The sequence below is a fragment of the Haloarcula sp. H-hyl2 genome (genome assembly GCF_056934385.1).
This window is the reverse complement of sequence record NZ_JBRIIJ010000002.1, coordinates 999,937-1,025,503: the sequence shown is the minus strand read 5'-3', so window position 1 is coordinate 1,025,503 and position 25,567 is coordinate 999,937. Positions and strand designations below refer to the sequence as shown.

The window sequence follows — 25,567 nt, the reverse complement described above, 5'->3', positions numbered from 1 at the left end:
GACACTCATGAGTACGGTATCACGCGTCGAACACGTCGTCGAGAACATCCCGTTCCTGGACCGGGGAGACACGTCGCTGTTGCTCGTGTTACCGGGTCTGTTCATCTTCTCGGCGTTCATGCTGTTCCCGGTCGTCTATCTGATCGGGATCTCCTTTACGAACGCCGAGCCGGCGAACCTCTTCGCCGGCGAAGGGGCGGTCGCTGTACTGACGTTCGGCGACGCGACGTTCGTCGGACTCAAGAACTACGCCAACGTGCTGACCGATCCCGAGTTCTGGAACTCCTTCGGGGTGACCTGGCTGTTCGTCGCGACGAGTGTCGTCCTCAAGGTCGTCACGAGCCTCTCGATCGCGCTCGTGGTGACCAGCGACCTCGTCCGTGGCAAGCGGCTGCTGCGCTCGTTTATCATCTTCCCGATGGGCCTGCCGCCGATCTTCATCATCACGGTGTGGCGCGGCATCTTCAGTTCGGCCCAGTTCGGGCTGATGAACCAGCTCCTGACCAGTTTCGGGATGGAGTCGATCTCCTGGCTCTCGGGGCGGTGGACGGCTTTCATGGCCTACAACGTCACCGAGGCGTGGCTGGCGTACCCGTTCATGGTCATCATCACCGTGAGCGCGCTCCAGGACGTCTCCGAAGAGCTCCACGAGGCCGCCGTCGTCGACGGCGCCGGCTTCGTCTCCCGGTTCATCCACGTGACGCTGCCGTCGATCAAGAAACCCGTGCTGTTCGCGACGATCCTCACCTCGGCGGCGTCGTTCCAGCAGTTCCTCATCCCCTACGTGTTCAACGAAGGGGGCCCCGCACGGGCGAACGAGCTCATCGTCGTCTACGGCTACCGTGAGGCGCTGCAGTTCCAGGAGTACGGTCGCGGGGCCGCGATCAGCATCGTCGCGCTCGTGTTCATCGGCGCGTTCATGTGGCTCAACGTCAAGAAGGGTCGCCTGGCTGACGGGGTGAACGACTGATGGGGCTGCTCTCGAACATCACGCGCAAGCTGACCGAGGACGCCCTCAACATCGCCCGGACGCCCGTCGAGGCCGTCCAGCAGTGGAAGTACACGGTCGAGGCCGTCCAGCGCGGTGAAGTGCCGGCCTCGGAGGTCCTGAAGGTCATCGCCTCGACCATCGCCGCGACGGCGATGGTCCTGGCCCTGCTGTTCCCGATCTACTGGATCTTCACCGCGGCCATCTCTGGCTCTGGAGCGTCCCTGTACACCTCCGAGAGCATCACGCTGATCCCGCCGAACCCGACGATAAAGCCGTTCATCTGGGTGCTTGGCGACGTCGGGATCCCCGCGCTGGCGATCACCGTCGCCATCCCACTGACGGATCTGGCGTTCGTCTTCGAGACGCCCGGTCTGACCGTTCTCGACGCCTCGGCCTACGGCGTCGAGCGGCCCTCGGAGTTCAAGAAGTTCCTCTGGAACAGCGTCACCGTCGCCATCCCGACGGTGCTGATCGCGATGGCGCTGATCATCCCGGCATCGTACGCGCTCTCGCGCCGCGAGTTCCTCTTCCGGCGCAAGATCCTGTTCCTGTACGTGCTGATGACCCAGGTCGGCGGCGGACTCGGCGTCGCCCTGCTCATCGGGATGTACGCCATCTACGTCCAGTTCGGCATCAACGACAACAAGCTCGCGCTGGCGGTCTACTACGCCGCGACGGCCGTGCCGTTCAACACGTGGCTGCTGAAGACCTACATGGACGGCATCCCGGTCTCCTACGAGGAGGCCGCCGTCGTCGACGGCGCACCGCCGTGGCGCGTGGTCTGGGAGGTCATCCTCCCGATGTCCGCGGCCGGACTCGCGACGGTGTTCATCTTCACGTTCCTGACGGGCTGGACCGAGTTCGTCGTCGCCCAGACGCTGCTGGGCACGGAGAACTACACCCTGCCGGTCGGGCTCTACTCGCTCGTCGACGAGTACTCCATCCCGTGGGCGCGGTTCTCCGCGTTCGCGCTCACCTTCGCGACGCCCATCATGCTCGTGTATCTGTTCGCACAGCGGTACATCGAGGGTGGGCTGTCGTTCAGCGGCGTCGAAGGCTGACGCCGCCACTTCTCTCGGTTTGTCGGTCGATCAGGGCAATGCTTGCTTTAGCAGCAGAGAGTTCTGGCTGTTCGAGCAGGACTCCGCGTCAGTGAACACAACCGGCCCTGTTGAAACTCTCAGAAGTTGATACGAACTGTTTGCTGAATGTAGAGGATGTCTACAGGAGCGTGTTCAGACAGGCGTGCTTTGGTTGAACAAGACATATCGCTGAGGACGCAGAAGTGTCAACAATGGGTTCCCTCCACGACCCCCTCCGTGAATATCTGCCAACCGAGATGCAGCTTCTCCCTGGAGCAGTCGGCGCGGTCGGTGCCACAGCGTTGTACGGAGTCCTCCTGTTCAAAGTATGGGTTCCGCACATCGCATACCACGTCCTGTTCGAGCTGTGGTACATGCTGACGGCAGCGGGCGTCGCCCTCACAGGACTCTGCGCGGCGGTCTGGTACTTGGTCGGTCGACCGCTCGTATTCGGCTGGTTGGTCTCGGACCCGAAGCGGGTGACCTCCTTTTCGCCCCGGTTCAGCCGCGGGATGCTCCTCGCCGCGCTCGGGGGTGCCCTCCCGTTGTTCGTGAACGGCACCTCTCGGTTCTGGGCGCAAGCAGTCGGGCTGCTCGGTGTCCTCCTCCTGACCGCCGCCCCGCTGTGGTACTGGGTCGTCTCCGCCGTCGACTGGTCGAGATACGACTGGTGGCCGGCGACGCTCCCGACGCTGTCTGGCAGGCGAGCGGTTCTGGCCGGGGTGACGGTGCTCGTCGTGGCGAGCGTCGCGCTGACTCCGGTGGTCGGACTCCCGATATCGTCCGCCGACGAGACAGCCACCGGGAACGACTTCGCCGTCAGCATCACCGACGTCCAGCGGACCCAGTCGATCGGCGGCGTCCGCGACCGCAACATCACCGCCAGCGCGGGCGCGGAGCTTCTGGTCATCGAGTTCACCTTCGAGAACCGGGGCGAAGAGTCGCGGCGGCTGTGGTCGACGACCTGGTTCGACACGGAGGTCGACCTGTTCTCGCCGGCCTGTGGCGACGCGCTCTACCCCGCCTGTCCGAGTCGGACGCCGTACGAGAACTTCACTGCCGGCGGCACGGCGTACGACGATTACGGCCTGTACAGAGCCGTGGAACCCGGCGAGGAGTACACGAGCGCGCTCGTGTTCGAGGTCCCGCGTCGCGCGGACGGCGGGGAGCGACCGCGGTTGACGTTCGCCGTCCGCGATATCGGACGCTGGGACGTAAGCGACAGATGAACCATCGACGGTCGCTGTCGAGTCTCGACGGCCGTGATGCTTGCTGTCACTCGGTCACAAAGCTTTGACGACCGATTATCTCGAGAGAGACCACCCGTGACCGACTCGCGCTGTCTATGCAGCACGGCTACTGAAACCGATCACCGTGTGAGGGCATCAACAAGTCCACACAACTACAGTCAGCCGAGGCGCTCGGCGACCGCGTCGATGTCGTCGGTGTCGTTGACGTTGTGACACCAGCCGTCCAGTCGGACCGTCTCGACCCGATGGCCCGCCTGGACCAGCAGGTCCACGGCGTCGGTGAGTTCGTATTCGCCCCGGCCAGAGGGGGTCAGCAGGCGGCAAGCGGGTTCGACGATCGGGTCGTAGATCTGGAACCCGCGGACGACGAGCGTCGAGGGTGGGTCGTCGGGCTTCTCGACGAGGCCGGTTACACGGCCGTCCTCGGTCTCGACGACGCCGGTCTCGCGGGCCTGCGCACGCGAGACTGACTCTACGAGGAGGGTCCCGGCGGCACCGGTACGCCGGTGATGCTCGACGACCGCATCGAGGTTCGCGCGACAGACGTTGTCGCCGTTCATCACGACCGTCGTCCCGTCCAGCGGTAGCGTCTGCTGGAGGGCGTGTGCGGTGCCGAGCCGGTCGTCCTGCCAGGCGTACGTGACGGGGACGTCGCAGTAGCTGTCGCCGTAGTGCTCGACGATATCGTCCCCGCGATAGCCCACGACGATGACGAGTCTGTCGACGCCGACACCGACCAGCGCGTCCAGTGCGTGCGACAGCAGCGGTCGACCGGCGACCCGGACGAGCCCTTTCGGTCTGTCGGCGGTCAGCGGCCGTAGTCGGGTCCCCTCGCCGGCCGCCAGCACGACCCCGTTCATACCGCACAGTCGACGCGGTCCGAATAAAAACGCCACGCTGCCCATCGATACCGTCCATCCAGTCGAAGACATGTCAATGGTAATCACGGGCTAGCACACCGAACAGATCAGATTACCGGAGATGTGGTTCTGACAGTAGACGCATATTTCCAGGTGAAAAGTACAAATCATTAAGTAGTACCGCCGAGTATGTGGGGATGGTGTTGGGGAGAGAGTGTTCCGGACCGTGCCTCTGACAACCATCGTCCGGTAGCCCTCCGACACCGTTTTGCGACGTCGACTGTCGAGCCACTGCGCTCCGGTTTCGGGAGTGGACGGCGTGAACCTGTCACACGTCGACAGGGAGTTCTTTCACGCTCTGAAATCACTGAGCACCTGTTAAGCGATATCCGGTGCTATCCGTATGTATGAGCACCGACAACGGGACAGTGTACCTGCTGCAGGACGGCGACGAGGATGGCTGGGAGACGCCGGTGCCTGCAGACGAAGTAATCGGCAACGCGGTCCTGGCACAGACGGACCTGGCGGCCGACGAACTCGACGACATCGAGGAGTACGTCGACGAGGAGACACTGCGTGCGGTCGTCAGCGACGGCGGGGAGCCAGCGACGTTCTCCGTCGAGGACCACACTGTTACCGTCACGCCGGACGGACTGGTCGAGGTCGACGAGGACTGAGAGAGCGGCGCCGGGCGTGTGACACACATGGTCAGTGACGGCGGGCGGCCAGCCACCGCGTCGACCACATTCTCTTTCACGCCGGCCGTCGACAGTTCCGGTATGACACGCATCGCGCTCATCGCCCACGACGACGAGAAGCCCGAGATGATCGACCTCGTCCAGGCGTACGAATCACTGCTCTCGGAGTTCGAACTCGTCGGCACGGGGACGACCGGGCAGCGGATCATGGACGAGACCGACCTGACCGTCGAGCGGAAACAGAGCGGTCCCCAGGGCGGGGACATGCAGATCGGCGGCGAAGTCGCCGAAGACCGGATGGATGCCATCGTCTTTCTGCGGGACCCACACACCGCACAGCCCCACGAACCGGACATCACGGCGCTGTTGCGCATCTGTGACGTCCACGACGTACCCCTGGCGACGACGCGGACCTCCGCCGAGTACGTTCTGGACGGACTGGCCGCCGACCGCGCGGACGACTGAGCGCTCCCCGTCGAAGCCGCTCGGTCACCTTCAGTCGGCGTAGTCGGGCCGGGTCTCGTAGGGGATCGGGTCACGCTCGCCCAGTCGCTGGAACGCTTCCAGACGGAAGGCACAGGCGTCACAGGTCCCACAGGCAGGTTCGTCGCTGCGGTAGCAGCTCCAGGTGTCGGCGTAGGGGACCCCCAGTTCGAGGCCGCGCTCGGCGATGTCGGTCTTGGACCACTCGACGAAGGGTGCTTCGAGTGTGATCTCCGTGTCGGGTCTGGTCCCGACGTCGACGACGGTCTGGAAGGCGTCGAAGAAGGCGGGCCGACAGTCAGGGTACCCCGAGAAGTCCTCGCTGTGGGCGCCGATGAACACCGCACTCGCCCCGCTGGCCTCGGCGTAGGAGACGGCCATCGAGAGGAGATTCGCGTTCCGGAACGGAACGTAGGAGGTCGGGATGTCGTCGCCGTCGGTGTCGGCGTCCTCGACGGCCATCCCGTCGTCGGTGAGCGACGAGCCGCCGATCCGGCTGAGGTGGCCCGTCTCGACGTGGAGGAAGTCGTCTGCGTCGACGTGGTCGGCCAGGGCGCGAGCGCACTCGCGTTCGCGCTGTTCGGTGTTCTGTCCGTAGCTCGTGTGCAGCAAGTACAGATCCTCGTAGCCGCGGGCCTGTGCCTCGTATGCTGCCGTGGCGCTGTCCATCCCGCCGGAGGCGAGGACGACAGCGCGGTCGTCGTGGGTCTGGGAGTCAGGTGTCATTGGTATCGTGGATACTCAGGTGCCCGGCGCGTCGTTCCAGAGCGTGACGTGGAGCCGCGGCGTGTACCGGTAGCCGTGTTCCAGTGCCAGCTCCGCGACGAGCGAGCGAGTCTCCTCGAGTCGGTCGCGTGTCTGTCCTTCGGGCATCAGCAGGACGCGGTCGTCGGGGACGGCGACATCGGCCGCCGACCGGACCCGGTCCAGCAGGGCCTCAATCTCGACTATGTCGTCGCGCCCGGTGACGACGAACTTCAGTTGCGTGTCGTAGCGCTCGACCAGCGCTGCCAGCGCGTCGATATCGAGCCGGCGATCCTCGTGGCGCTGTGTCCACTCGCCGTCGCCCTTCGGATCGCGGTCGGGCGTCGGCGTGCTGGAGGCGAGTTTCGGGCTCACGCTGGCCAGGTCGATGGGTGCGTCGGGGACGAGAGTCCCGTTGGTCTCGACGGTCGTGTGGTAGCCCCGGTCGGCCAACCGTTCTAGGAGGTCCACACTGGTGTCGTGAATCAGTGGTTCGCCCCCAGTGAGGACGACGTGGTCGGCGTCGTGGCTCTCGACGGCCGCGAGGACGTCCTCGACGGCGTACCAGTCGCCGGTCGGCTCCCAGGAGGTGTGGTAGGAATCGCAGAACCAGCATCGGAGATTACAGCCGCTCGTGCGGACGAACACGGAGGGGACGCCGGCGAGTCGTCCCTCGCCCTGCAGCGAGCAGAACAGCTCGTTGATCGGGAGCGCGTCGGTCGTGTCCTCGCCGGCGGGGTCGACGCCGTCGAGGCCGTCGGTGTCGCTGGCGACCGGCATCAGCGCGTACAGAGTTCCCCGGTCTCCCGGACCGTCACGCGCACGTCCGAGACGGTGTCGGGAAGCCGGTCGGCGAGCCTGTGCTCCAGAACGGTCGCCATCACCTCGGCCGTCGGCGGGTGCTCTAAGACGACGACCGCGTCGCCGTCCCCGCTCTCGTCGAAGGCCTCGATCAGGGGGTCGCCGGCTTCCAGCAGGAACCGATGGTCCCACTCGTCGATGGCGTCGGTGACCGCACCCTTGTCGACGACCCAGCCCTCGTCGGTCAGTTCGCCGGTGAGTTCGACCGTCAGTTCGTAGTTGTGCCCGTGGGGCCGCGAACACTTCCCGTCGTGGTGCATGAGCCGGTGGCCCGTCGAGATCCGGATCGGGCGGTCCTCGCCGACGACGAGCGTGCGCTCGCCGGCGGTCGTGACTGGATCGGGACGGGATACTCTCTGAGTCATATCCCAGGATTATCGGAGTGGGTGATAAATCGCACGAACCGGCGTAAGGGATAGGATGGTGCAGTCCTCAGACGGTAGTGTGACACGACGTGCCGTCGAAGACGGGTTCGAGCGTTACCTCTCGGATCTCGTCGACGAGACCTACGCGGCGTTCGACGTGGCTGCAGTCCTCCGTGGCTCGCGCGGTGGTGGGAGTCGTGCAGTGAGCAAGCTGCTGAAGAACAGTCGCCCGCTGGAGCGCCACGTCGTCCGCCCGAAACTCAGGGAGTACCAGCGCGAGATCATGGCCCAGTTCGAGCCGGTGCTTGACTACGCCGCCGAGACGGACGCCACTTTCGAGGCCTACGCAGACGACGTGCTGACCCGAGACATCTACTGGGACTCACTGGCCGACAGCGTCCGGGGCGAGCGACGCGAGACGATCCGGGAGGCGTTGCTTTCCCGCCAGCGGAGCTTCGGCGACGACCTCGCACCGATCATCGCCGCCGAGAGCGACGACTTCTGGACGGCCGTGACCCAGGCCTACGACCGCGAGGAGGCTATCGACGTGGTCGAGACCCATTTCGAGTACAGCACGCCGCTCCGTGAGCACCGGGACGCGTTCGTCTTCGAATTGGAGATCGATCCCGGCGACGTTCTCGGTGGGCTGGCCAGAGCGCTCCCGTCGCTGGAGGTCGAGTTCACCGACGAAGCACTGCGCTCGATGCGACGGGCCGAGCAGCGCGTCATCCCCGAGGCGAAGGCCGACGTCGAGGACGCCTACGAGGCGTGACGACCGGACACGGCGACGAACACGTCGCTGGCCGGAGTCGGAATGGGGAGTGGTGGACGCCGGAACCGGCGTCCACCGACGGACAAGGCAATTGGTGGTATTGGTGGTCCATGCAGACGGCACTCTGGCACGGAGCCCGTCTCATGGCTGACTGACGACGGCAGGGACGGTTTGACCATGGGGAGTATCGAGCCCCGGCGAGGGGCGTGTCGGTGGTGTCTGGGGGACAGGTAACCGACGGTGGGATACGGATCACAGCCCCGTTCGCCTGCCAAACGAGTCGAAACGCCGAGACAGTAAATAACCTACGAAATATGTTATTTTCAGACCGAGTAAATAGTTCGAACAGGAATGGCTATCGAGTCGGTCGGGGGAATCTTGTACACAGCCACACAAGCTGTGCCATGGCTCCTTCCCACGTGCTGGTGCCCCTCGACGGCTCGCCACTGGCCGACGCGGCGCTGACCCACGCACTCGAGACGTTCGACTGTCAGCTGACCGTCCTGAACGTCGTAACCCCACTCGACGAGGGGATGAGCGAGGGCGGCATCGTCGGAGCCGGGGAAGAGCGCCGCGAACAGGCCCACGACCGGGCCCGGAATCTCATCGACCGGGCGAAACAGCGCGCCAGCGAGGCCGACCGCGACGTCGAGACGGCCGTCGAGACCGGCGATCCCGCGGACACCATCCTCGCGTTCGTCGACGCGAGCGACGTCGACCACGTCGTCATGGGCGGCCACGGGAGCACGGAACCCGATCTCGTCGACAGATTACTCGGAACGGTCGCGACGGCGGTCGTCAGCAACGCCCCAGTGACGGTCACCGTCGTCAGATAGCGGCGACAGCGACGCTGATTCAACCCCCCGCGACGCCCAGCACCGTCGATAGCAGTCGATAGAGCCCGAACCCGACACCGATCGACGTGACGAGCGTCAACACCCAGAACGTCAGCGTCACACCGATCTTCCGCCGTGAGACGCCGGCCGACCCGCCCGCGAGGCCGCCGCCGATGACACCCGAGATGATGATATTGTTGAACGAGATGGGGATCCCCAGCGCGATGGCTGCCTGCGCGATGATGAACCCGGGGACGAGCGCCGCAATCGACCGGCGGATCCCCAGTTGGGCGTACTCCCGCGAGGTTGCCTGGAGCAGTCGCGGTGCGCCCATCCATGCCCCCGCAAGGATGCCGGTCGCGCCGATACCCAGCAGGGCGACCCCCGGCAGTCCCAGTTCGACCCGATAGAGGTTCTCCAGCGGCCCGGTCGCCAGTCCGACCTGACTGCCGCCACTGGAGAACGCGACGACGCTCCCCAGTACCACCAGGAACGTCTTGACGCCCCGGTCGACAGAGACCTGGGTCCGCCGTCGGATGAACACGAAACTCACCGCCGCCGCGAGCAGCGTGACCGCCAGCACGTCGAGTTCGAAGCCGGCGACGGCCGGTGTTCCGACGAACCCACCGAGAAACCCCGCGATCGACGCCTGCGTCGCATCGGGCGGCGACGGGATGACGCTCAACTGGACGTTCGCGACGATACCGCCGACGATCGCCGCCAGGATAGGCACGCTGACCGTCTCCGGGATGTCGTCGCGACGCAACAGCGTCGCGGTGAGATACGCCAGCCCGCCGGATACCGGCGGCACGAGCGCCCAGAACAGCAAGATCTCGCGGTAGGTGTCGAACACCGGCGCACCCCCGAGCGAGAGTCCCACGCCGACCATCGCACCCGTCGTCGCGAACGCCGCCGGGACCGGATACCCCGAGTACACGCCGAAGGCCATGAACGCCGTCGCCGTGAGCAACCCCGCCGTCGCGGCCAGCGAGGTGATGGCGACCCCGTCGATGAGCCCTGATCCGACCGTCTCCGAGATGCTGCCCCCCTGTGTGAGCGCCCCCAGCGCCGCGAGGATCCCGATGAGGAACGCCGCCCGCATCGTCGAGATGGCGTTGGCCCCGATCGCCGGCGCGAAGGGCGGCGAGTTGCTGTTGGCCCCCAGCGCCCAGGCCGTCCCGAGTCCCGTCAGCGTCGCCAGAACGACCAGTACCCAGAAGCCGACCGCTACCATCGACCACTCACTCCCGTCCGTGATTCTCCGGGACAGGCGCCACCGTCCATACCCACCGTGTTGACACCGCCCGGCGAAAAGCGTTCGTGCTACTCCCGACCACGTCCCGACAGGCTAAAGGTCCGGACTCAAGAACTCTCGTACGAAGGGCCCTTAGCTTAGTCTGGTTAAAGCGATCGGCTCATATCGGCGACGGACCTCCCGTCGGCGTGGGACACCGATTGAGCGCTGGTTCAAATCCGGCAGGGCCCATCCAGCGTTTGGACGATTGTGGGCTAGTGTATTCGGTACAGAGCGAGCCTGTATCCATTATTTTCTATTTTCGGCGTGTGATCTGATTTACTGGGGTCTGCGTGACCCATCCAGCGTTTGGTTGGGGGTCGCTGCCGTCTTGCCTTCGCTGATGGCCGACGGGGTATAGGGTCGTAATCTATGACCGATTGATCAATCCTGTTTCACTGCAGCTGTACAGAGGAGAAATACTAATCCCACAGGTTTCAAATAACGAATCGGTCTTAGTATTCAGGCCAAATCGGATTACCAAACTAATCTACCACAATCTCCCACATCTATCTGTTTGAGGCCACTCTATGATTTTTATCCCCTATTTTCCCCATATATAGTTATATATCTAGATTTGATAGTGTAATAGAGAATTTTCTATCTTTAATCCCCACATATAACTATAAAGTTTGGGCGCAGTCGAAATAGTGCGCACATATTGAGCCCTTATGAATTTATAATACCTTATTTAAACTCAAATACCGACATAATGGTCTTAATAAGGGCGGTTTTCACATTAGAACTGTGGATTGATTCCAACAGTCACAGTCTAGAACCACTTTCCGATGTGGTCCCGGATTCGATAGTCGAGCCGACCGCTCAGATAGTGACGAAAGAGGGCAGTCAGATAGTCGCCAGCATCAACGAGAAACACTGACTCGGCGACATTATGTTTCTCGGTGAGTCGATGTAGGAACGCCGCCGCGGGGTCGGTTCCATGGCGGCTGAACACGTCAACTTCGAGCAGCAACCTCGATTCTCTGTCGATAGCAGCGTAGAGCCACTTCTTTTCGCCGTCAACCCGATCTGTTTCTCGTCGACAGCGACCCACCCTGGACGTTCTCGGCTCCCCACAGCAAGCGTGAGGCGACGCTTCGGACGTGGACAGACGCCTGAGTACAAACGGAGTGTGGGGCCCGTGAAAAGCGTGGAATCCGTACGCTCAGTCGTCAGTGGCCCCCTAATCAGCGCCGGACGACTTCGGACTGTCAATGTACGACCACATGGCCGGTTTCCCCACCGCTCTTGGTTACTCTCATACCGATGTGCCCCGCATTGTGACAATGCCGTCTGTACCGTCAGATTTCGATGAGTATGGTCGCGACATCGCTGTCTCAGCGCCTGCGGAGTAGGGGGACGTGAGATACTATTTTACCGTTCCTTCTCGTTGGCTATCATATGTCGGAGACAAGATCCGACTTCACGCTCGTTGCCGGTGGTGATGCAATTGTCAATCGACGACTCTCTCGATTATCGAGCGTGGATGGATTTGCAGATGTAGTAGACACCGTCCAGACAGCGGACGTCGGGTTCGTCAACCTCGAAACCCCACTAGACGATCACGAGGGGTATCCGGCAGCCCAGACGAGCGGCTATCTCTCGGCACCTCCCTGGGCCGTGGATGAACTCACGTGGGCCGGGTTCGACCTCTTCTCGGTCGCGAACAACCACGCGGGCGACGGCTGGCATCGGAGTATGGAAGCGACACTCGATGCCCTCGACGAACGGGACATCCCGCATGCAGGACTGGGACGGTCCCTAGACGAAGCGAGGCGGCCAACGTACGTCGACACACCTGCAGGACGGGTTGGTCTCGTCGCCGCGTGTTCGACGATTTCTCCCGGCACCCATGCCGGTGCAGCGACCGCCGAGGTGCCTGGGCGGCCAGGGGTTGCACCACTCCGCGTCGAATCACAGTACGTCGTGCCAGAGGAGTGGTACGACCAGCTCCATGAACTGAGTGAGGGGCTGGGGCTCGAAGCGATCAAGCAGTGGCGTCGTGAGGCCGGCATCCCGACCGGCGATGAAGGCTTTACGCTGTTGAACGCCGATGCGCTTGCGGTCACCAACGCCTCGGAGTTTCATCTCGAGTTCGAGGTCGGCGACGAATTCGCTATCGAGCGCCGTCCGAACCAGGCGGACGTCGATGCCCTAATCGCACAGATCCGACAAGCAACCAGGCAGGCAGACTGGGTGCTCGTGAGCCTTCACTCACACGAGGGACGTGGCGCTCGAATCAACGACCCCTCCGTTCCGGACTTCATCACAGACGTTGCTCGGGAGAGCATCGATGCGGGAGCGGATGCCGTGCTCGGCCATGGTGCACATACACTCCGCGGGATCGAGATCTACGAGCGAGCCCCGATCTTCTATGGACTGGGGAACTTTGCCGCACAGATCGAAACGGTCGAACGCCTCCCTACCTCGATGTACACAGCGCTTGGCCTCGATCCGAGGGACGATTCGGCAGCCGACGTCTACGATCGGCTCGACATTCACGAAGATCAGCAGTACTGGGAGGGCGTCCTCCCCGTGTGTCGGTTCGGCGAGGAGGGGATAGAACAGATCACGCTCAAACCACTCGACCTCGGCTACGAACGGTCTCGCGGCAGCCGCGGCACACCCATGAGTGCAGCCACGGAGCACGGCGAACAGATTCTACAACGGCTCGCTGACCAGTCCGCCGAGTTCGGAACGTCGATCGCCATCGAAGCGGGAGAGGGGCGAATCCGACCTTAGTCGTCGGTGACGCGGTCGCGAATATCGGGAGCAATCGATAGATTATGGTCCCGAGCAGCCTGAAGCGCTTGCTCGTATTCTGGAGTCTCGTAATACGAGATACCAACGAACAACAGGATCGAAATCGGGAAGCCGACAAACATCGGTGGCAGTCCCATGAACGTCGTCGTCCCGTTGAGGAACCCGACGAGGCCCCAGATCATCGCTGCGAGCCCCGCGATGAGCATGCTCCAGAACGCACCGTTGGCAGTGGCCCTGGGCCAATAGAAGACTGCCAGCCAGGGGACGACTGCCCCAGCAGTAATCCCGATCGTCGCCAGGATGAGAAGATCCAGAATCCGGGGCAACAGGAAGGCCATCCCCAGTGAGAGCAGCGCAATCGCGACGACCACCACCCGAGACATGCGCTGTTGTGTGCTCGGATCCGCCTCCGGATCGACATATTCCAGATAGAAATCGTCGATGACGTTCGACGAGACCGACAGTAGCAGACTGTCGCCGGTACTCATTATTGCGGCGGTCAGGGCAGCAAACAGTATGCCAGCGCCCCAAGCAGGCAGCACATCGGTCGCCAGTTGTGGAATGATATATTTGGGGTTGCTAATGTTCGGATAGCGAATCAGGCCCAGTACACCAGCGAACACTGGGACGACGACCAGTGCAGTCGTGAACAACCCCGTGAGGGCGGTTCCGATAATCCCGTCACGGCTACTCCGAGCAGCCATGATTCGCTGGAGAAAATCCTGTGCAACGAACGTATACGGAAGAAACTGGATAATCAACCCGACCAGTGCGATCGGGCTGATCGCCAGTGGGTCCATGGCGGTGGGCGAGACCGAGGTGGCTTGCTGTGTGATCGACCCCCAACCACCGAACTCCGGGATTGCGAGCAGTGCCAACAACCAGAGCCCCAGAAAAAGAATAATCCCTTGGACGAGATCGGTCCACATTACCGCAGACATTCCACCCAGTAGCGTATAGGCTGTGACGAAGACGGCACCGATCACGGCGGCCTGAAGAACTGTCAGCGTCGGAATCAGGAAGCTGATGATGGTCCCAACCGCGAGCCACTGGGCACCCAGGGTGCCGAGGAACATCAGTACGTAGAAAACCCCGGTCAGGCTTCTGGTCTTTCGATCGTACCTGTCACCGATGATACTCGGTATCGTGACACCGGTGGTCTGTGGTAGTTTGCCGGCAAGCAAGAGTACGATGAATGCGATACCGATGACGGCGTAGGTCCCGCCATAGCGCCACGCTGCCGCGACTGTCTGCTGCTGAAACACAGATTCAGCGAGGCCGATTGTCGCACCAGCACCCATTCCGGTTGCAAAAAACGACATGGCAACCAGATACCAGGGGGCTCGTTTTCCCGCGAGGAAATACTCCGACACCCCGCTCCCACCACGCTGGTAGAAATAATAGCCAACGCCCACCATGGCTAGCAGATAAATTCCAGTTATCCCAATGATGATTGTTGTGACCATACTCGATGCCCTCCTGTTGCACCCAATTAAAATCTTGGCTCTGAGACAATATGTTCACAAACACAACTATTTTGCATGAATTGGTGGGCATACCCTTTATGAGTGAGTCACAGTACACTATCGAGACCCTTCGAGAACGGGTAGACGAAATATCTCTGGCCAGACTACTCGGTGAACCGTCTGCAGGAGGATCTGCTCTCCCACATCTCTCGTCGAGTCTCGACATCGATACCTATCTCCAGGCGGTAGTTGACCTCCACTTCCACCCGGAATTCGGCACGCCCTACTGGCTCGACAGAGTGGACGAGCTCGGCTTCGACCCGAGAGCCGAGATACAGTCGGTTGCTGACCTGTGTAAATTTCCGCCTGCCGACGAAGAAGCGCTCCGGAACGCACAACTTCGGTATATCACACCACAGTACTACGATATCACGTCGATCGATATTTCGAATTCATCGGGAACGACAGGGCGAAAGAAGTCGATGCCGTACGGGCGACCTGTATCAGAAGACATGGGCGAGTGGTACGCATACCACGTCGACCAGCGGAGCCCGACTGACGGCGATTGGTTCGCGGTCGGTCCATACGGGCTGTACGAACAACACCTCGTCCGTGCTGCGAACGCGTGCGGGCAGGCCTGTCACTTCGTCGGTATCGAACCGAAGTACCTCAAAAAGCAAGGCCGAGTCCTCCAGGAAATGACAGACGGCATCGATGGCTTTCTGCGGTCGCTCCCAGACCTGACAGCTGGCCTCAAGGGAATGGCTCGGCTAGACGCGACGATCAGTGCAGCCGAGGATATCATCACCGCCCAGTCATTCCAGCATTTGGCATCCGGGATGGGTATTCCCCAGCAGCTTCATCCGATCCTCGAATCCAAGGGGCCGACAGACCCCGGAGACGTCGAGACGCTACTGATGAGCGGCGGGCACGTTCCCGAAGAAGCGCGGGCCGAACTCCGTCGGCTCTATCCGAACGCCGATGTCGTCCCGATGTATGCGACATCCTTCACCGGTGCGTGTATCGATCACTGGGCGACGGATCACGTGGCGTACTATCCAATGGCGCCTGCGGCCTTCCTCGATGTCGTCGACGAAGACCAACAGCGTGTGGCTGTCGGAGAGCGAGGGCGGACAGCGATTCATCGTGTCGGAGCGGATTTCTTCTGGCCGATGCAGATTGAGCGGGAAACAGCCCGCCGTGAACCCCCTCGCGAACCGTTTGACTGGGGCGGAATCGCGGCTATCGACCCTCTATAGCCAGGGCAAGAATGATTTCAGCCAAATGATTTTTTATTCTCACGCTAATCGTTTCCGGTGGAGCCCTGCTTGACCCTACTCTCACCTGAGATTGCCGTCATCAATTGCCCGCAGGGCTCCGTTTTCCATCTGCAGTAGGCTCGTTCCCGTTCAAGACCCAGACCACTGTGAACAGGTCTGCGGACTCATCGCTGAAAGGCAGTGGCTTCTCGCACGGCGAAAGTCGTGGGCTTTCTCCTCGGTTTCGTGGAAATCGGAAACAGCAAAGAGAAGAAAACCGTCAGAGGGTGTCAGTTACTGCTCTTTTCTCCGAATCGCGATCAGTGCCGCAGCCACGAGCGCGACAAGCGCGATGGCGGCCGTAAAGCCGGGCCCATCGCCCTCCGTGGTCGCAGTCTCGTCGGGTTGGTCCTCGGTCGCAGTAGTCGTAGACACGGTCGGCGAAGCAGTTGGCGTGTCATCCGCTGCAGCAGTCACCGTGCCTGCAGCCTCACCGTTGACAGCGATCTCGTACTCACCGGCGTCGTCGAGCGTGAGTGAAATCGTCTCAGTCGCCGATTCGCCTGCATCGACGCTCACAGTCGTCGTCTCCACGACATCGCCGTTCTGCGTGACCTCGAGCGTGATTTCGCCATCACTCTCGCCAGTGTTCTCGACTGTCGTGGTCACGTCGACGGACTCGCCGACGGCAGTTTCAGTCGCACTCACGCTCGTGTCCGTGATAGTAATCGAGGGCGCCTTGACACCGATGGCGAACGTGGAGAACCCGTTCGGCGAGACGGCCTCGTAGGTCCCATTACCGAGGTAGGTTATCTGGAGTTCTTCCCAAGTACCGTTGTTGTACCGTTGCATCGTGACGTCGGATGGATTCAGTCCAGACGCCGAGAGTTGCTGCTGGGAGACCTGGAAGTTGAATGTACCATTCGACACGGCACTAGCCGGGAGATTCGTCGTGGAAACCTGGACGTACTGGAACACCGAACCCATCTGCGACGGTGCTGGGACGCCACTGGGCGGCTGTGACGAGGTTTTTGAGGTGACGAGCGCACTCGACGCGGACCCGGACGCAGTAAAGCCGATCTGGTTCAGGGCCACGCCATTGGTCGACGGACTCCCAATCGCCAGCTGCACGCTCTGTCCTGGCGACAGCGAGCCGATAGTTGCCGATGCGCCACCGGAGCCGCGGTTCACCGGCGGTTTGACGACGGCCGGCGGTCCACCACCGCCGCCACCGCCGCCACCGCCGCCGCCACCACCGCCGCCAGCGCTGGTGGGTCTGAGACGGACTTTGCCGGTCGTGGTACTCATCTCGGCGTTATCACCATCGACACTCGAGATGACGACGTACTGGTACTGGCCTGAAGTGAAGTTGTCGAAGGTATCGACAGTGACCGTCGCTTCACGATCCGCGCCGTCGACAACCGTCACCGAGGCATCGAGCGCTTCGTAGTCACTGTTGCTGTCCCCGCCGGCCGTGATTGGGTCGGTATCCGGACTCGGACTGTCGAGTTCATCGGCCAGGAACACGATCGCGTTCGAGGCACTCACCGGGCGGCGGACCTCACCGTTGGGTACTGCGTCCCACTGCACGACGCCATTGACTGTTTCGATGGAGTGCTCGAGTTGCGTGTCTGACTCGACATCGAACTGGCTGTCGAGCGATGATTCGTCGACAACGAGGTCGAACCGCGATTCCTCGAAGGTCGACTTCTTGTAGACTGCCACCGCATGCGTGATGTCGCCATCGTCACTGCTGCTGAACGCGGCGGTCGTGTCGATGTCGAACTCCAGCTCGTCGCCCGGCGAACTGCCAGAGGGTTCGTCCACATCGGCCTCGTCTTTGTGCACACTCAGCGTATCCATGCCGATGACGACGACGTCACCGTCGATGGAGATGTTGCCCTGGTCCAGCGTCGGATCGCTGGACGTTGCGCCCGTCTCGATCCCATCTGCACCGGGTTCGTGGACGGTCGCGAAGACGACGTACTGGCCGGAACTGAACGAGCTCGTATGCTCCAGGGTTCCGGTGTTGCTCAGCGAGACACTGTTCTCGAGGAGCTGGAACGTCGCATCGCCGTTCGCTTCCTCGACATCGCTAAGCAGATTCAGCGACGAAAGCCCACTCGAGGGCAGCCCGCTGCCGCTGGACTCGTCAAGCCGGGCTGCGACCAGTTCGACACGGTCCTGGTTGTTCAGCGCGGAGAAGGTTCCCGCAGTCGCCTGATTGGCGTCGAACGAGAGGGTGACCTGGTCACCACTCTGGTGGACGCCCATGGGGTTCCTGTCGTTACCGAACTCACGGACCAGTGATTTCGAATCAGTTCCATCGTTCCCGCTGGTGAACGTCGCCCCGGCGCCAAGGCGTTCACCCTGGACGACGCTGGGCTGGGTGATCTGTGTATCAGCGTTCGTATCATCAACACGAAGAGTGTAGGCAGCGCGCTCCCACCCTTCGATTTGCCCATCACTGGACACGTTGAATACCTGCGAGTCAGGCACGTTTGATGGGTTGTCGACCGAGGCTGCAACCGCCACCCCCGGCACGAAGACACTGAATACGACTTGTACAACTACTAATGCCACTAGGCATCGGCGTAGCTTTGTCATCTGTCTCTATTCTGAAATCAGGGCAGGGCATAATGAATGTTTTCCACGAGCGGGTCGATTTCCCGGTGAATAGCTTGCATCGTGGTCAGTACCACGCGAGACCGAATCCGAGTGCTACCGCTGGAGTCGGCTCAGGGCAATCGCGACCAAGACACCAAGAACCGCAACGAGTGGTGTGAAACCGGGCCCAGACCCCTCCGTCGTGACCACTGTCGGCGTCGACGGATCGATCACGTTGGCATCGTTGTCAGTCGCTGTCGTCGCCGGGGCGGTCGTCGCCTGAGATTGCTGGGGCGTCGGGGTCGGGGTTTGGGTCGTCCCGGCCGTCGGGGTTGGCGTCGGCGAGACGGGCGTCGGCGACGCCGTGGGCGTCGCTGTTGCTGCCGCCGTCGGTGTCGGCGTTGGCGTGGGGGTCGGCGTCGATGGGTCTGTCTGTCCGTTCGGCTCGGTAGGTGTCGGTGTCGGCGTCGGCGTGGGCTCCGACGGCGCCGACCGCACCTCGAAGTCCGTCCGCTCGCTTAACGCGAGAATCTCCGCTCGCGTCCGGACAGTCTTGTCGCCACGCACGACGACGTACGCATCGTATGCGCCCGGCGACAGCGAGGCTGTCGAGAGATCGATCGCATAGGTGGTGCTCCCTTGCCGGGCCATTCGCTGTTGCTCGATCACCGTCTCTCCGCTGGTGATGACCAACTCGACGTCCTGCACCTGGGAGTGCTGGGGCACGTCCCGATCCGAGAGCGTCGCCGACATCGTCAGTGTGTCGCCGACCGCGACCGTGGCCGGGCCGTCGACTGTGACGTCGTGGCTCGCGATGACGACCGGGTGGACTGCCCGTGGGTTATTGTTGTCCCGGATCGTGATCGCGTACGTGCCCGCCTCGCCACTGCCGAAGTAGTCGATCGTCTCGGTACTGTCGCCAGTGTGCTGTGCGCTACTGATCAGTTGATTCTCCGGGCCACGGAGGTTGATATCGTAGTCGGCGCCGCTGGGCACGGCTGCCTGGACCGTGACCGATCCGTCGGCCGTAATTTGTGTCGTCGATCGGATTGTATACTGACTCCCCTGATACGAGACAGTTTGATCGGGGATGTCCATAGACGGCTCGGCCGAAAGCGAGTAGCCCGGCACAGCCACCGCGGTTGGGAGGGAGATCGCGAGGCCCGCCACCACCAAGACCAGCCAGGGCGCGCCGCGTGAACGAGTCATATGTTAGCTACCAGAGAACGTACACACATGTCTTTCGGTGTTTCTGGTCTCAGATTGTGGTTTGGTGAGCGTGCTCACCTGCCCGATTCTGTGAGGTGAGTATGTCGGAACTGGACGAATACATTGATACGGACACAACCAGAAGGGATTCGTAATGACCGATCCCGCATCACTTGCTGAGGAGATTACAGCGGAAGTCGGGACTGTTCTTGTCGGGATGGACGATGCAGTCGAACAGCTCACGATTTCGCTGCTCACGCGTGGCCACGTCCTGCTCGAGGGCGTGCCTGGCGTCGCCAAGACGACGCTCGCGAACGCGTTTGCCCGCGCCAGCGGCCTCGAATACAATCGCATCCAGATGACGCCGGACATCCTACCCGCAGACATTACGGGGACGACTGTCTATCGCGAGCAGACCGGCGAGTTCGAACTCCAGAAGGGCCCGATCTTCGCGAACGTCGTTGTCGCCGACGAGATCAACCGGGCGACGCCGAAAACCCAGTCGGCACTGCTCGAAGCGATGGCCGAAGGGCACGTCTCGATCGAAAACGAAACACTCGAGCTGCCTGCCCCCTTCATCGTTGTTGCGACACAGAACCCGATCGAGATGGAAGGGACGTTCACGCTCCCTGAAGCACAGAGGGACCGCTTCCAGCAGAAAATCACTGTCGAATTACCTGAAACGGAATCCGAACGGAAACTCTTGAAGCGCTTTCATGGCCAGCCAACGATGAGTGCCAGTGATGTCTCTCAGGTCGTCTCGACCCCGGAAATTCGGTCGGCACGGCAGGAAGTCAGTAATGTACACGTCGAGGACCTGGTGCACGATTATATTCTCGAACTCGTCGAGGCAACGCGGGAACACCCTGATACCGCCCATGGGGCATCCCCCCGGGGGTCACTGGCCTTGCTCGAAACTGCAAAGGCACACGCCGCGATCGATGGACGGAGCTACGTCATTTCCGACGACGTGAAGCAACTGATTCATCCTGTGTTACACCACCGGCTCGTTTTGACGACTGACGCCGATCTGAGTGATGTGACGCCGGCAGCAGTGATCGAGGACATCACGGCGTCGATAACGCCGCCGGAGACCGAGCTAATGGAATCGGCGCTTCGGAATGGGTCCAAAAGTGGGTTGACAGAGGAAGTGCCGTCAAACGATAATCTCAGCTAGAGTGATCCCACCCGGGTGGTTCACGCTAAGGCTTCTCGAACCCCACCGCACCGTTAGGATATTTGCCGGTAGGTGGTCGACCCTGCTCTTATGCGGGCACTCGCCTCGTTGCTTTTTTCGACAGACAAATTGATAATTGGGCCAGACAGCCGTTACCGGAGAGTACTTCATTCGCTTCTGCCCTGTTCTCTCTTCGGTTCAGACAATCGTCGAAACACTCGGTATTCACGGGAAGGCAAGCTACTCTGTCGTTGTATGGAAGCAGACTCGCAGGATATATGGAACATCAATAATACTGTAACAGATTGGGGTTACTAAAGATGAACACCCCGGTCCGAATCTTGTAGCTGTGAACACACGTTGAAACGAGGGACTCCTCCGGAAGTTTCATGTCATATATACGCTGATTGAATTGGTCGGATCGTAGTTTTCCGGTGCTGATCGTAAGGTTTCCTCGCAGGGCCCAGCTGGTTACCTTGAGAGAGCGACTCTAACCTCGTGGTTTGAGTGTCCTTTGGGGTCTGATTTGACGCCTGAAAACTCGCTTTCGGCTATGTAGGGCGATATTCGGGCTTGAGACGGAATATGAACTCGGGTAATTTCCGCAAAAGAAATGCGAATTGAGCCGTTATATAAATCCTTCTGAATTCGATCATCTGCTCGTTCTCACACAGCAAAGTCCAGGGTTCCCGTCGCGGAGGCCGGCAATGAAGGACGCCGATACGGCAACGAACTCCCTCGACGGCGTTACAAGGGTTCCCGACCGTCAACCGAAGTCCTCAACGAACGCCAGTGGGTCGACTACCGCAACCAGCGCGAGCAGTGCCTCGAGTGGCTGCTTGTGTTCGGGAAGGACCCGAAGGCGGTCGTCGGGTACGCGCACATCAGGTCAAATGCCCGAGTCATCGGATGGACCAGTACTACCGGTGGGTGTGGAGCGAGGGGAACGGGTACACCACGAACGTCACGCACGAGCACGCAGACGCGCAACTCAGACACTTCGCCAGGCAGGAGAAGAGCAGCGCGCACAAGGACAATTACCGGAAAGCTCTCCAGATGCTGTACAAGTGGCGCGAGCACGAGCACGAACTTGACGAGTGAGACCCCCAAACTCTCGTTCTCCACCGGCACAAGACGACCGCACCACGAGACTACCACACCCTGGGAAGAGCCCGGACTCATCCGCGAGGCAGCGCTCGAATACGGGAGCCTCCCGACCTACAGCGGGCTCGGCGCCGACGAGCGTGACCGCTGGAAAGCCTCCCTCGCACAGAGCTTCGAGAAACCCAAAGAGGGTTGACGCCCAAGGATTGGGACCGCACGAACGACTGGAAGGCCCCGAGCATCGTGTCTGTCAGCCTCAAGGGATCACTCCGCCCCATCGAGTTAGAACGCGCCGTCACTAGTAGGTTCAATGTCGAGAAAAAGCATCACTTATACACGCTGTTGGTAGATTCCAACCCTAATTTTGATAATACAAGAATATATTAATGCATATTGAACTCTATCTACCAACCATTCCGAACATTTACAGAACAGTAGACTTTATCTGATTAATCCCGTACGCATTCAATGAGCAAGATGAACAAGCTAAGCCGGCCTGGACACTTTATATTAATTCTCTTCTCAATTTTGGCCATAATAGTATCATATTCTTTCCGGAAGTACCCCTGGTTGGGTGTTTCCGTTCTCTGGAGTCACTTCTTTGTTGGCCATTTCAGCGCTGTCCAACTAACGCTTGAACTGAATCACATCCCAGCCAGTCAGACGTATCCCGGCATTGCGAATTTTAAGATTTCACTGCTTGATCAGTGGTTCAGACTGGTCTTCTTTCCTATAGTACTCGAAATTCTCGGAATACAGAATCAACAGGCCCAACTCAGGTTTCTCCACCTATTCAACATTCAACCGTTACTCATCGCACTCGGAAGTTTATTATTAGTTGGGCGCGGCAAGCCTGCCCGAACTCGGTTCGTCGCCTTCGTATTCCCTTTGTTTGCCGGTCAAATTGCTATTGCACGGTCTGCGCACGCACTTTACGACTGGGGGTTCGGCGCAGCGTTCTTCTTGTGGGCGATTGCCGGCCTGGTCGTCGGAATTCGGAAAAGCAACACTGCGTGGTTCTTATTCATGCCGCTATTCGGCGTGCTCGTATTCGCGTCAAGGCATACTGCAGGATTGATTCTAATATTCGTCCTACTGTTCGTGGTAGTCGGGTCACTCATTCTTCAGCTTGAATACAACCGCCGTATCCTATCTATAGCCGTCCTGTCTGTGGTTGCGTTCCTATTGGTCGACATCTTCATCTTCAGATACCTCGAAAACGTGTTGACATGGGGGGTTGTCGAGCTTGGGAGGGTCATCCTCGGGGGAGCATTTGGTGTAGAGGTTCAAACACTCAGTATCGGTGGCACGCAAGGTTACGAACTCACGGTAGCCAAACTGCTGAGTGTCGTTGATAGGATCCTTTTGGTCGCACTCATCTCTATTGCCGTTCTCATCTGGCTCAGTTCTACACCCTACCTTCGTCGGGTCTTTCCAGCATCAATGCAGGTTACCAACAGACAGGAGTACAGTACTCTGAGTATCACCGTGCTCACGCTGTTCAGTATCACACTGGCGTCAGTTACCTTCTATTTCTTCAAAGGAGTGCCGGGGATGCTTGGCAGAGGGCAGCAATATATCACTCTATTCGGATTGATAATCTTCCCATGTCTCCTTTCGGTGTTACAAAAAGAAGTCTCCAACGATTCATTGAAAAAGGCAACTATCGTTTTGATGATCGCGCTGCTGGTTGTCTCGCCGGTTGCCTATATGACTAGCGACAGAACCACGACTGGAAGCCCCTGGCTCACCCATGGCGAAGAGCAGTCGCTATCGACCGTACGGGAGCACGTTCCCACTGACTCCAGAGTCGCGGGTTCATACCATATCGTTCCACCACTGGTTTATTCACACCCTTGTCTCGTCGGTCCACACTGGCGAGAGGACCCAAACAACTACTCGACCGAGGTAAACGGCCTATATTACGGCGTCAACAGTTCCTCTACGAGACAGGCGCTTGACTCTCTCGAATCCCGCTTCGGTGACGTACACGTTATTCTCATCAGTGAGCGCGTCAGTACGGATCTCGGTGTCCACACCAAAGCCAAGCATCCCGGTATCGCTCCCGACTCAATCTGGTCCGACTACCGGGATGTTTCCTACCTCGACCACGTCTACAGCGGTCGAACTCATGCATACACGACCGGTAAGCAGTCGTCGTGTTCAGCTACATTTGAAACTTGAAGCATCGCCAATCAGTCTACTATTTCTCCGGAACACATGACCTACCCAGTCAATCTGATATTATCTCGAACAACGATTTAATTTCCCTCTGCTTGACACCGCCTAAGGCGAGGAGCGAAGCGAAGTACATTACCGCCGAAACTATCACTAATATTATTAAATTCGGAGTGTCAGCGAGTTCAAAAAGAATAGTGAACGTCAGCGACGATACAATTGACTTCAGAATGAAGCCACTTGGCATCTTCAGTGTAATTCTTGCAGGAATTCGGAACGAAGTAGCGACCAGCATAATCGCGTAAGAAAGAATAGTCGCTACTGCCGCCCCAAGGATTCCCATCACTGGGATGAGCAAGATGTTCGCGACGACGTTCGCGACGACGCTGACTGCGGTGATCTTCACCAGTACGCTGGTTTTGTCCGACGCGTAGAAGACCTGTGAAAGAATAGCGGCGAGAGAGTAAAGCAATACACCGGCAGACACCGCGGGGAGAAGGAACTCTAGACTTGAGTCAGCGCGATGATTAAAGATAATCGAAATTATATACGGTCCCACTAGATAGATCCCAGTGATAGAGGGTATACCGAATAATAGGAGATATCGTACTCCGTCGTTAAGCAATTCTTCTACTTGCTCATACTCCTTTTCGTTCCAAAGTCGGCTGAACTCGGCGAAAAAAGTGGATGTGATAGCCTTCATAAACATCCGAATTGCAGACGCGACCCTGTAACTCGCCGAGTACAACCCAACTGCTCCGGGACCGAGGAAACCCCCGATAATCAACTTATCAATATCATTTAAAAACTGAGACATTAGGACCGTCGACATAAACGAAATGCCATATCTAAAGAGGTCTACCACGTCTCCGAACGGCTTCGAAATACCAATTGTTCTAATAATTACTGCTTGTAGAAGTACGACGCTCACGACTTTTGAGAGGACAAGTGATGTGATTACGAGCTCCAAGTCACCATCGAATCCAAAAATAGCTGCGCCAACGAAACACAAAGTCAGATATTGCTGGAGCCCATTCACGATGCTGAATTTCTTGACTTCCATACGAGATCTAAAGAAGTTAGTTGAGAGTTTCATGAGCGAAAGCAGCAGAACCAATATGGACCCTCTCTCGAAAGCCTCGGTGTATACTGCGGAGTTAAGTGTAAGTCGTGAAAGAAATCCAGCGAAGGTATACAGAAGAGCTGAACCTATAAATCCCGAAACAAGCGTCATGGTAAAAATCAGCCAGTACAACCCTCTTCGTCTCGTTCGCTCGTCATAAGACTGGATCTTATTGACAAGAGAAGAGTGTAATCCGAAGCCGAAAACGTTCGAGAGTATCGTCCCTAGTACGAAAATCTGAACGTACGCGCCGTACGCCTCACCACCGAGAGGGTACGCTAACAGCGGAATCAATAGTAGCCCTCGCATTTGAAGACCGGCTCCTACCAATAATGTCGTGAGAGCGTCTGAGAGCACCTTCTTTTTTATAGACATAATAATCGAAAACGGAGAGTGGCTAGCGCAAGGGTGTCTGAGTCCAAGCTACCCGATTCTTCTTGTGGCT

At 59.8% G+C, this 25,567-nt stretch carries 22 protein-coding genes, 1 tRNA gene and 1 pseudogene; 14 read left to right on the top strand and 10 right to left on the bottom strand.

Annotation, left to right across the window (positions count from 1 at the left end; translation table 11 throughout):
* Positions 1-7 precede the first annotated feature (7 nt).
* The 3 genes from Hhyl2_RS15010 (at position 8) to Hhyl2_RS15000 (ending at position 3,302) form a co-directional block, all read left to right on the top strand.
* Positions 8-970 (top strand): carbohydrate ABC transporter permease, encoded by a 963-nt coding sequence (locus Hhyl2_RS15010; RefSeq protein WP_483551577.1) that lies wholly within the window; start codon positions 8-10, stop codon positions 968-970.
* Positions 970-2,052, top strand: coding sequence for a sugar ABC transporter permease (locus tag Hhyl2_RS15005; RefSeq protein WP_483551576.1), 1,083 nt, complete (start codon positions 970-972; stop codon positions 2,050-2,052). Before Hhyl2_RS15010 ends, Hhyl2_RS15005 begins: the two co-directional genes overlap by 1 nt.
* 233 nt (positions 2,053-2,285) lie before the next feature.
* Positions 2,286-3,302 carry a hypothetical protein gene (locus tag Hhyl2_RS15000; RefSeq protein WP_483551575.1) on the top strand — a complete coding sequence of 339 codons (1,017 nt, stop codon included), beginning with the start codon at positions 2,286-2,288 and terminating at the stop codon, positions 3,300-3,302.
* A gap of 179 nt (positions 3,303-3,481) precedes the next feature.
* Here Hhyl2_RS15000 and Hhyl2_RS14995 read toward each other — a convergent pair whose 3' ends face one another.
* A complete protein-coding gene (locus tag Hhyl2_RS14995) occupies positions 3,482-4,183 on the bottom strand; it encodes a sugar phosphate nucleotidyltransferase (RefSeq protein ID WP_483551574.1) in 702 nt (233 codons plus the stop codon).
* Between the two features lie 407 nt (positions 4,184-4,590).
* Here Hhyl2_RS14995 and Hhyl2_RS14990 point away from each other — a divergent pair, with 407 nt between their 5' ends.
* Entirely contained in the window at positions 4,591-4,860 is a 270-nt protein-coding gene (locus tag Hhyl2_RS14990; protein ID WP_483551573.1) for a HalOD1 output domain-containing protein, read from the top strand.
* A 102-nt stretch (positions 4,861-4,962) separates the two neighbouring features.
* The gene (locus tag Hhyl2_RS14985; protein WP_483551572.1) at positions 4,963-5,346 is read left to right on the top strand and encodes a methylglyoxal synthase; all 384 of its coding nucleotides are present in this window, start codon (positions 4,963-4,965) and stop codon (positions 5,344-5,346) included.
* Between the two features lie 30 nt (positions 5,347-5,376).
* On the opposite strand, the gene queC is transcribed toward Hhyl2_RS14985, so the two are convergent.
* Genes queC through Hhyl2_RS14970 form a run of 3 tightly spaced genes read right to left on the bottom strand, consistent with a single transcriptional unit; the run spans position 5,377 to position 7,334 of the window.
* Complete coding sequence (queC, locus tag Hhyl2_RS14980) at positions 5,377-6,090, bottom strand: 7-cyano-7-deazaguanine synthase QueC (RefSeq protein ID WP_483551571.1); 714 nt, start codon at positions 6,088-6,090, stop codon at positions 5,377-5,379.
* Positions 6,091-6,105: 15 nt separating this feature from the next.
* Positions 6,106-6,888: a 7-carboxy-7-deazaguanine synthase QueE gene (locus Hhyl2_RS14975; protein ID WP_483551570.1), complete on the bottom strand. Its 783-nt coding sequence runs from the start codon at positions 6,886-6,888 to the stop codon at positions 6,106-6,108.
* Positions 6,888-7,334 carry a 6-pyruvoyl trahydropterin synthase family protein gene (locus tag Hhyl2_RS14970; protein ID WP_483551569.1) on the bottom strand — a complete coding sequence of 149 codons (447 nt, stop codon included), beginning with the start codon at positions 7,332-7,334 and terminating at the stop codon, positions 6,888-6,890. Before Hhyl2_RS14970 ends, Hhyl2_RS14975 begins: the two co-directional genes overlap by 1 nt.
* Positions 7,335-7,413: 79 nt before the next feature.
* On the opposite strand from Hhyl2_RS14970, the gene Hhyl2_RS14965 reads away from it, so the two are divergent.
* Positions 7,414-8,106: a hypothetical protein gene (locus Hhyl2_RS14965; protein WP_483551568.1), complete on the top strand. Its 693-nt coding sequence runs from the start codon at positions 7,414-7,416 to the stop codon at positions 8,104-8,106.
* 404 nt (positions 8,107-8,510) lie between these two features.
* Positions 8,511-8,942, top strand: a complete 432-nt coding sequence (locus tag Hhyl2_RS14960; RefSeq protein ID WP_483551567.1) for a universal stress protein — start codon at positions 8,511-8,513, stop codon at positions 8,940-8,942.
* A gap of 19 nt (positions 8,943-8,961) precedes the next feature.
* Here the strand turns inward: Hhyl2_RS14960 and Hhyl2_RS14955 are convergent, their stop codons facing one another.
* Positions 8,962-10,176 (bottom strand): anion permease, encoded by a 1,215-nt coding sequence (locus Hhyl2_RS14955; RefSeq protein WP_483551566.1) that lies wholly within the window; start codon positions 10,174-10,176, stop codon positions 8,962-8,964.
* A 147-nt stretch (positions 10,177-10,323) separates the two neighbouring features.
* Between Hhyl2_RS14955 and Hhyl2_RS14950 the strand changes: the two genes are divergently transcribed.
* Positions 10,324-10,428: transfer RNA gene (locus Hhyl2_RS14950), tRNA-Ile, on the top strand.
* 583 nt (positions 10,429-11,011) lie between these two features.
* Here Hhyl2_RS14950 and Hhyl2_RS14945 read toward each other — a convergent pair.
* Positions 11,012-11,298 (bottom strand): annotated as a pseudogene (locus Hhyl2_RS14945) (DDE-type integrase/transposase/recombinase); the annotation flags it as partial.
* Positions 11,299-11,637: 339 nt separating this feature from the next.
* Here Hhyl2_RS14945 and Hhyl2_RS14940 point away from each other — a divergent pair.
* The gene (locus Hhyl2_RS14940) at positions 11,638-12,978 is read left to right on the top strand and encodes a CapA family protein (protein WP_483551565.1); all 1,341 of its coding nucleotides are present in this window, start codon (positions 11,638-11,640) and stop codon (positions 12,976-12,978) included.
* On the opposite strand, the gene Hhyl2_RS14935 is transcribed toward Hhyl2_RS14940, so the two are convergent.
* Entirely contained in the window at positions 12,975-14,465 is a 1,491-nt protein-coding gene (locus Hhyl2_RS14935; RefSeq protein ID WP_483551564.1) for a sodium:solute symporter family protein, read from the bottom strand. The genes Hhyl2_RS14940 and Hhyl2_RS14935 overlap by 4 nt on opposite strands.
* Positions 14,466-14,515: 50 nt before the next feature.
* Between Hhyl2_RS14935 and Hhyl2_RS14930 the strand changes: the two genes are divergently transcribed.
* On the top strand, positions 14,516-15,724 hold the full coding sequence (locus Hhyl2_RS14930) for a hypothetical protein (protein WP_483551563.1): 1,209 nt from the start codon (positions 14,516-14,518) through the stop codon (positions 15,722-15,724).
* A gap of 294 nt (positions 15,725-16,018) precedes the next feature.
* Here Hhyl2_RS14930 and Hhyl2_RS14925 read toward each other — a convergent pair whose 3' ends face one another.
* Both Hhyl2_RS14925 and Hhyl2_RS14920 read right to left on the bottom strand, forming a co-directional pair.
* A complete protein-coding gene (locus Hhyl2_RS14925) occupies positions 16,019-18,199 on the bottom strand; it encodes a PGF-pre-PGF domain-containing protein (protein ID WP_483551562.1) in 2,181 nt (726 codons plus the stop codon).
* A 246-nt stretch (positions 18,200-18,445) separates the two neighbouring features.
* Positions 18,446-19,540: a hypothetical protein gene (locus Hhyl2_RS14920; RefSeq protein WP_483551561.1), complete on the bottom strand. Its 1,095-nt coding sequence runs from the start codon at positions 19,538-19,540 to the stop codon at positions 18,446-18,448.
* 154 nt (positions 19,541-19,694) lie between these two features.
* Here Hhyl2_RS14920 and Hhyl2_RS14915 point away from each other — a divergent pair, with 154 nt between their 5' ends.
* The 4 genes from Hhyl2_RS14915 (at position 19,695) to Hhyl2_RS14900 (ending at position 24,005) form a co-directional block, all read left to right on the top strand.
* Positions 19,695-20,717, top strand: a complete 1,023-nt coding sequence (locus Hhyl2_RS14915) for an AAA family ATPase (protein ID WP_483551560.1) — start codon at positions 19,695-19,697, stop codon at positions 20,715-20,717.
* A gap of 909 nt (positions 20,718-21,626) precedes the next feature.
* A complete protein-coding gene (locus Hhyl2_RS14910) occupies positions 21,627-21,818 on the top strand; it encodes a hypothetical protein (protein ID WP_483551559.1) in 192 nt (63 codons plus the stop codon).
* Positions 21,808-22,017, top strand: coding sequence for a hypothetical protein (locus tag Hhyl2_RS14905; RefSeq protein WP_483551558.1), 210 nt, complete (start codon positions 21,808-21,810; stop codon positions 22,015-22,017). Before Hhyl2_RS14910 ends, Hhyl2_RS14905 begins: the two co-directional genes overlap by 11 nt.
* 272 nt (positions 22,018-22,289) lie before the next feature.
* Positions 22,290-24,005 (top strand): hypothetical protein, encoded by a 1,716-nt coding sequence (locus tag Hhyl2_RS14900; protein WP_483551557.1) that lies wholly within the window; start codon positions 22,290-22,292, stop codon positions 24,003-24,005.
* Positions 24,006-24,054: 49 nt separating this feature from the next.
* Here the strand turns inward: Hhyl2_RS14900 and Hhyl2_RS14895 are convergent, their stop codons facing one another.
* On the bottom strand, positions 24,055-25,479 hold the full coding sequence (locus Hhyl2_RS14895) for a lipopolysaccharide biosynthesis protein (protein ID WP_483551556.1): 1,425 nt from the start codon (positions 25,477-25,479) through the stop codon (positions 24,055-24,057).
* Between the last annotated feature and the right edge of the window lie 88 nt (positions 25,480-25,567).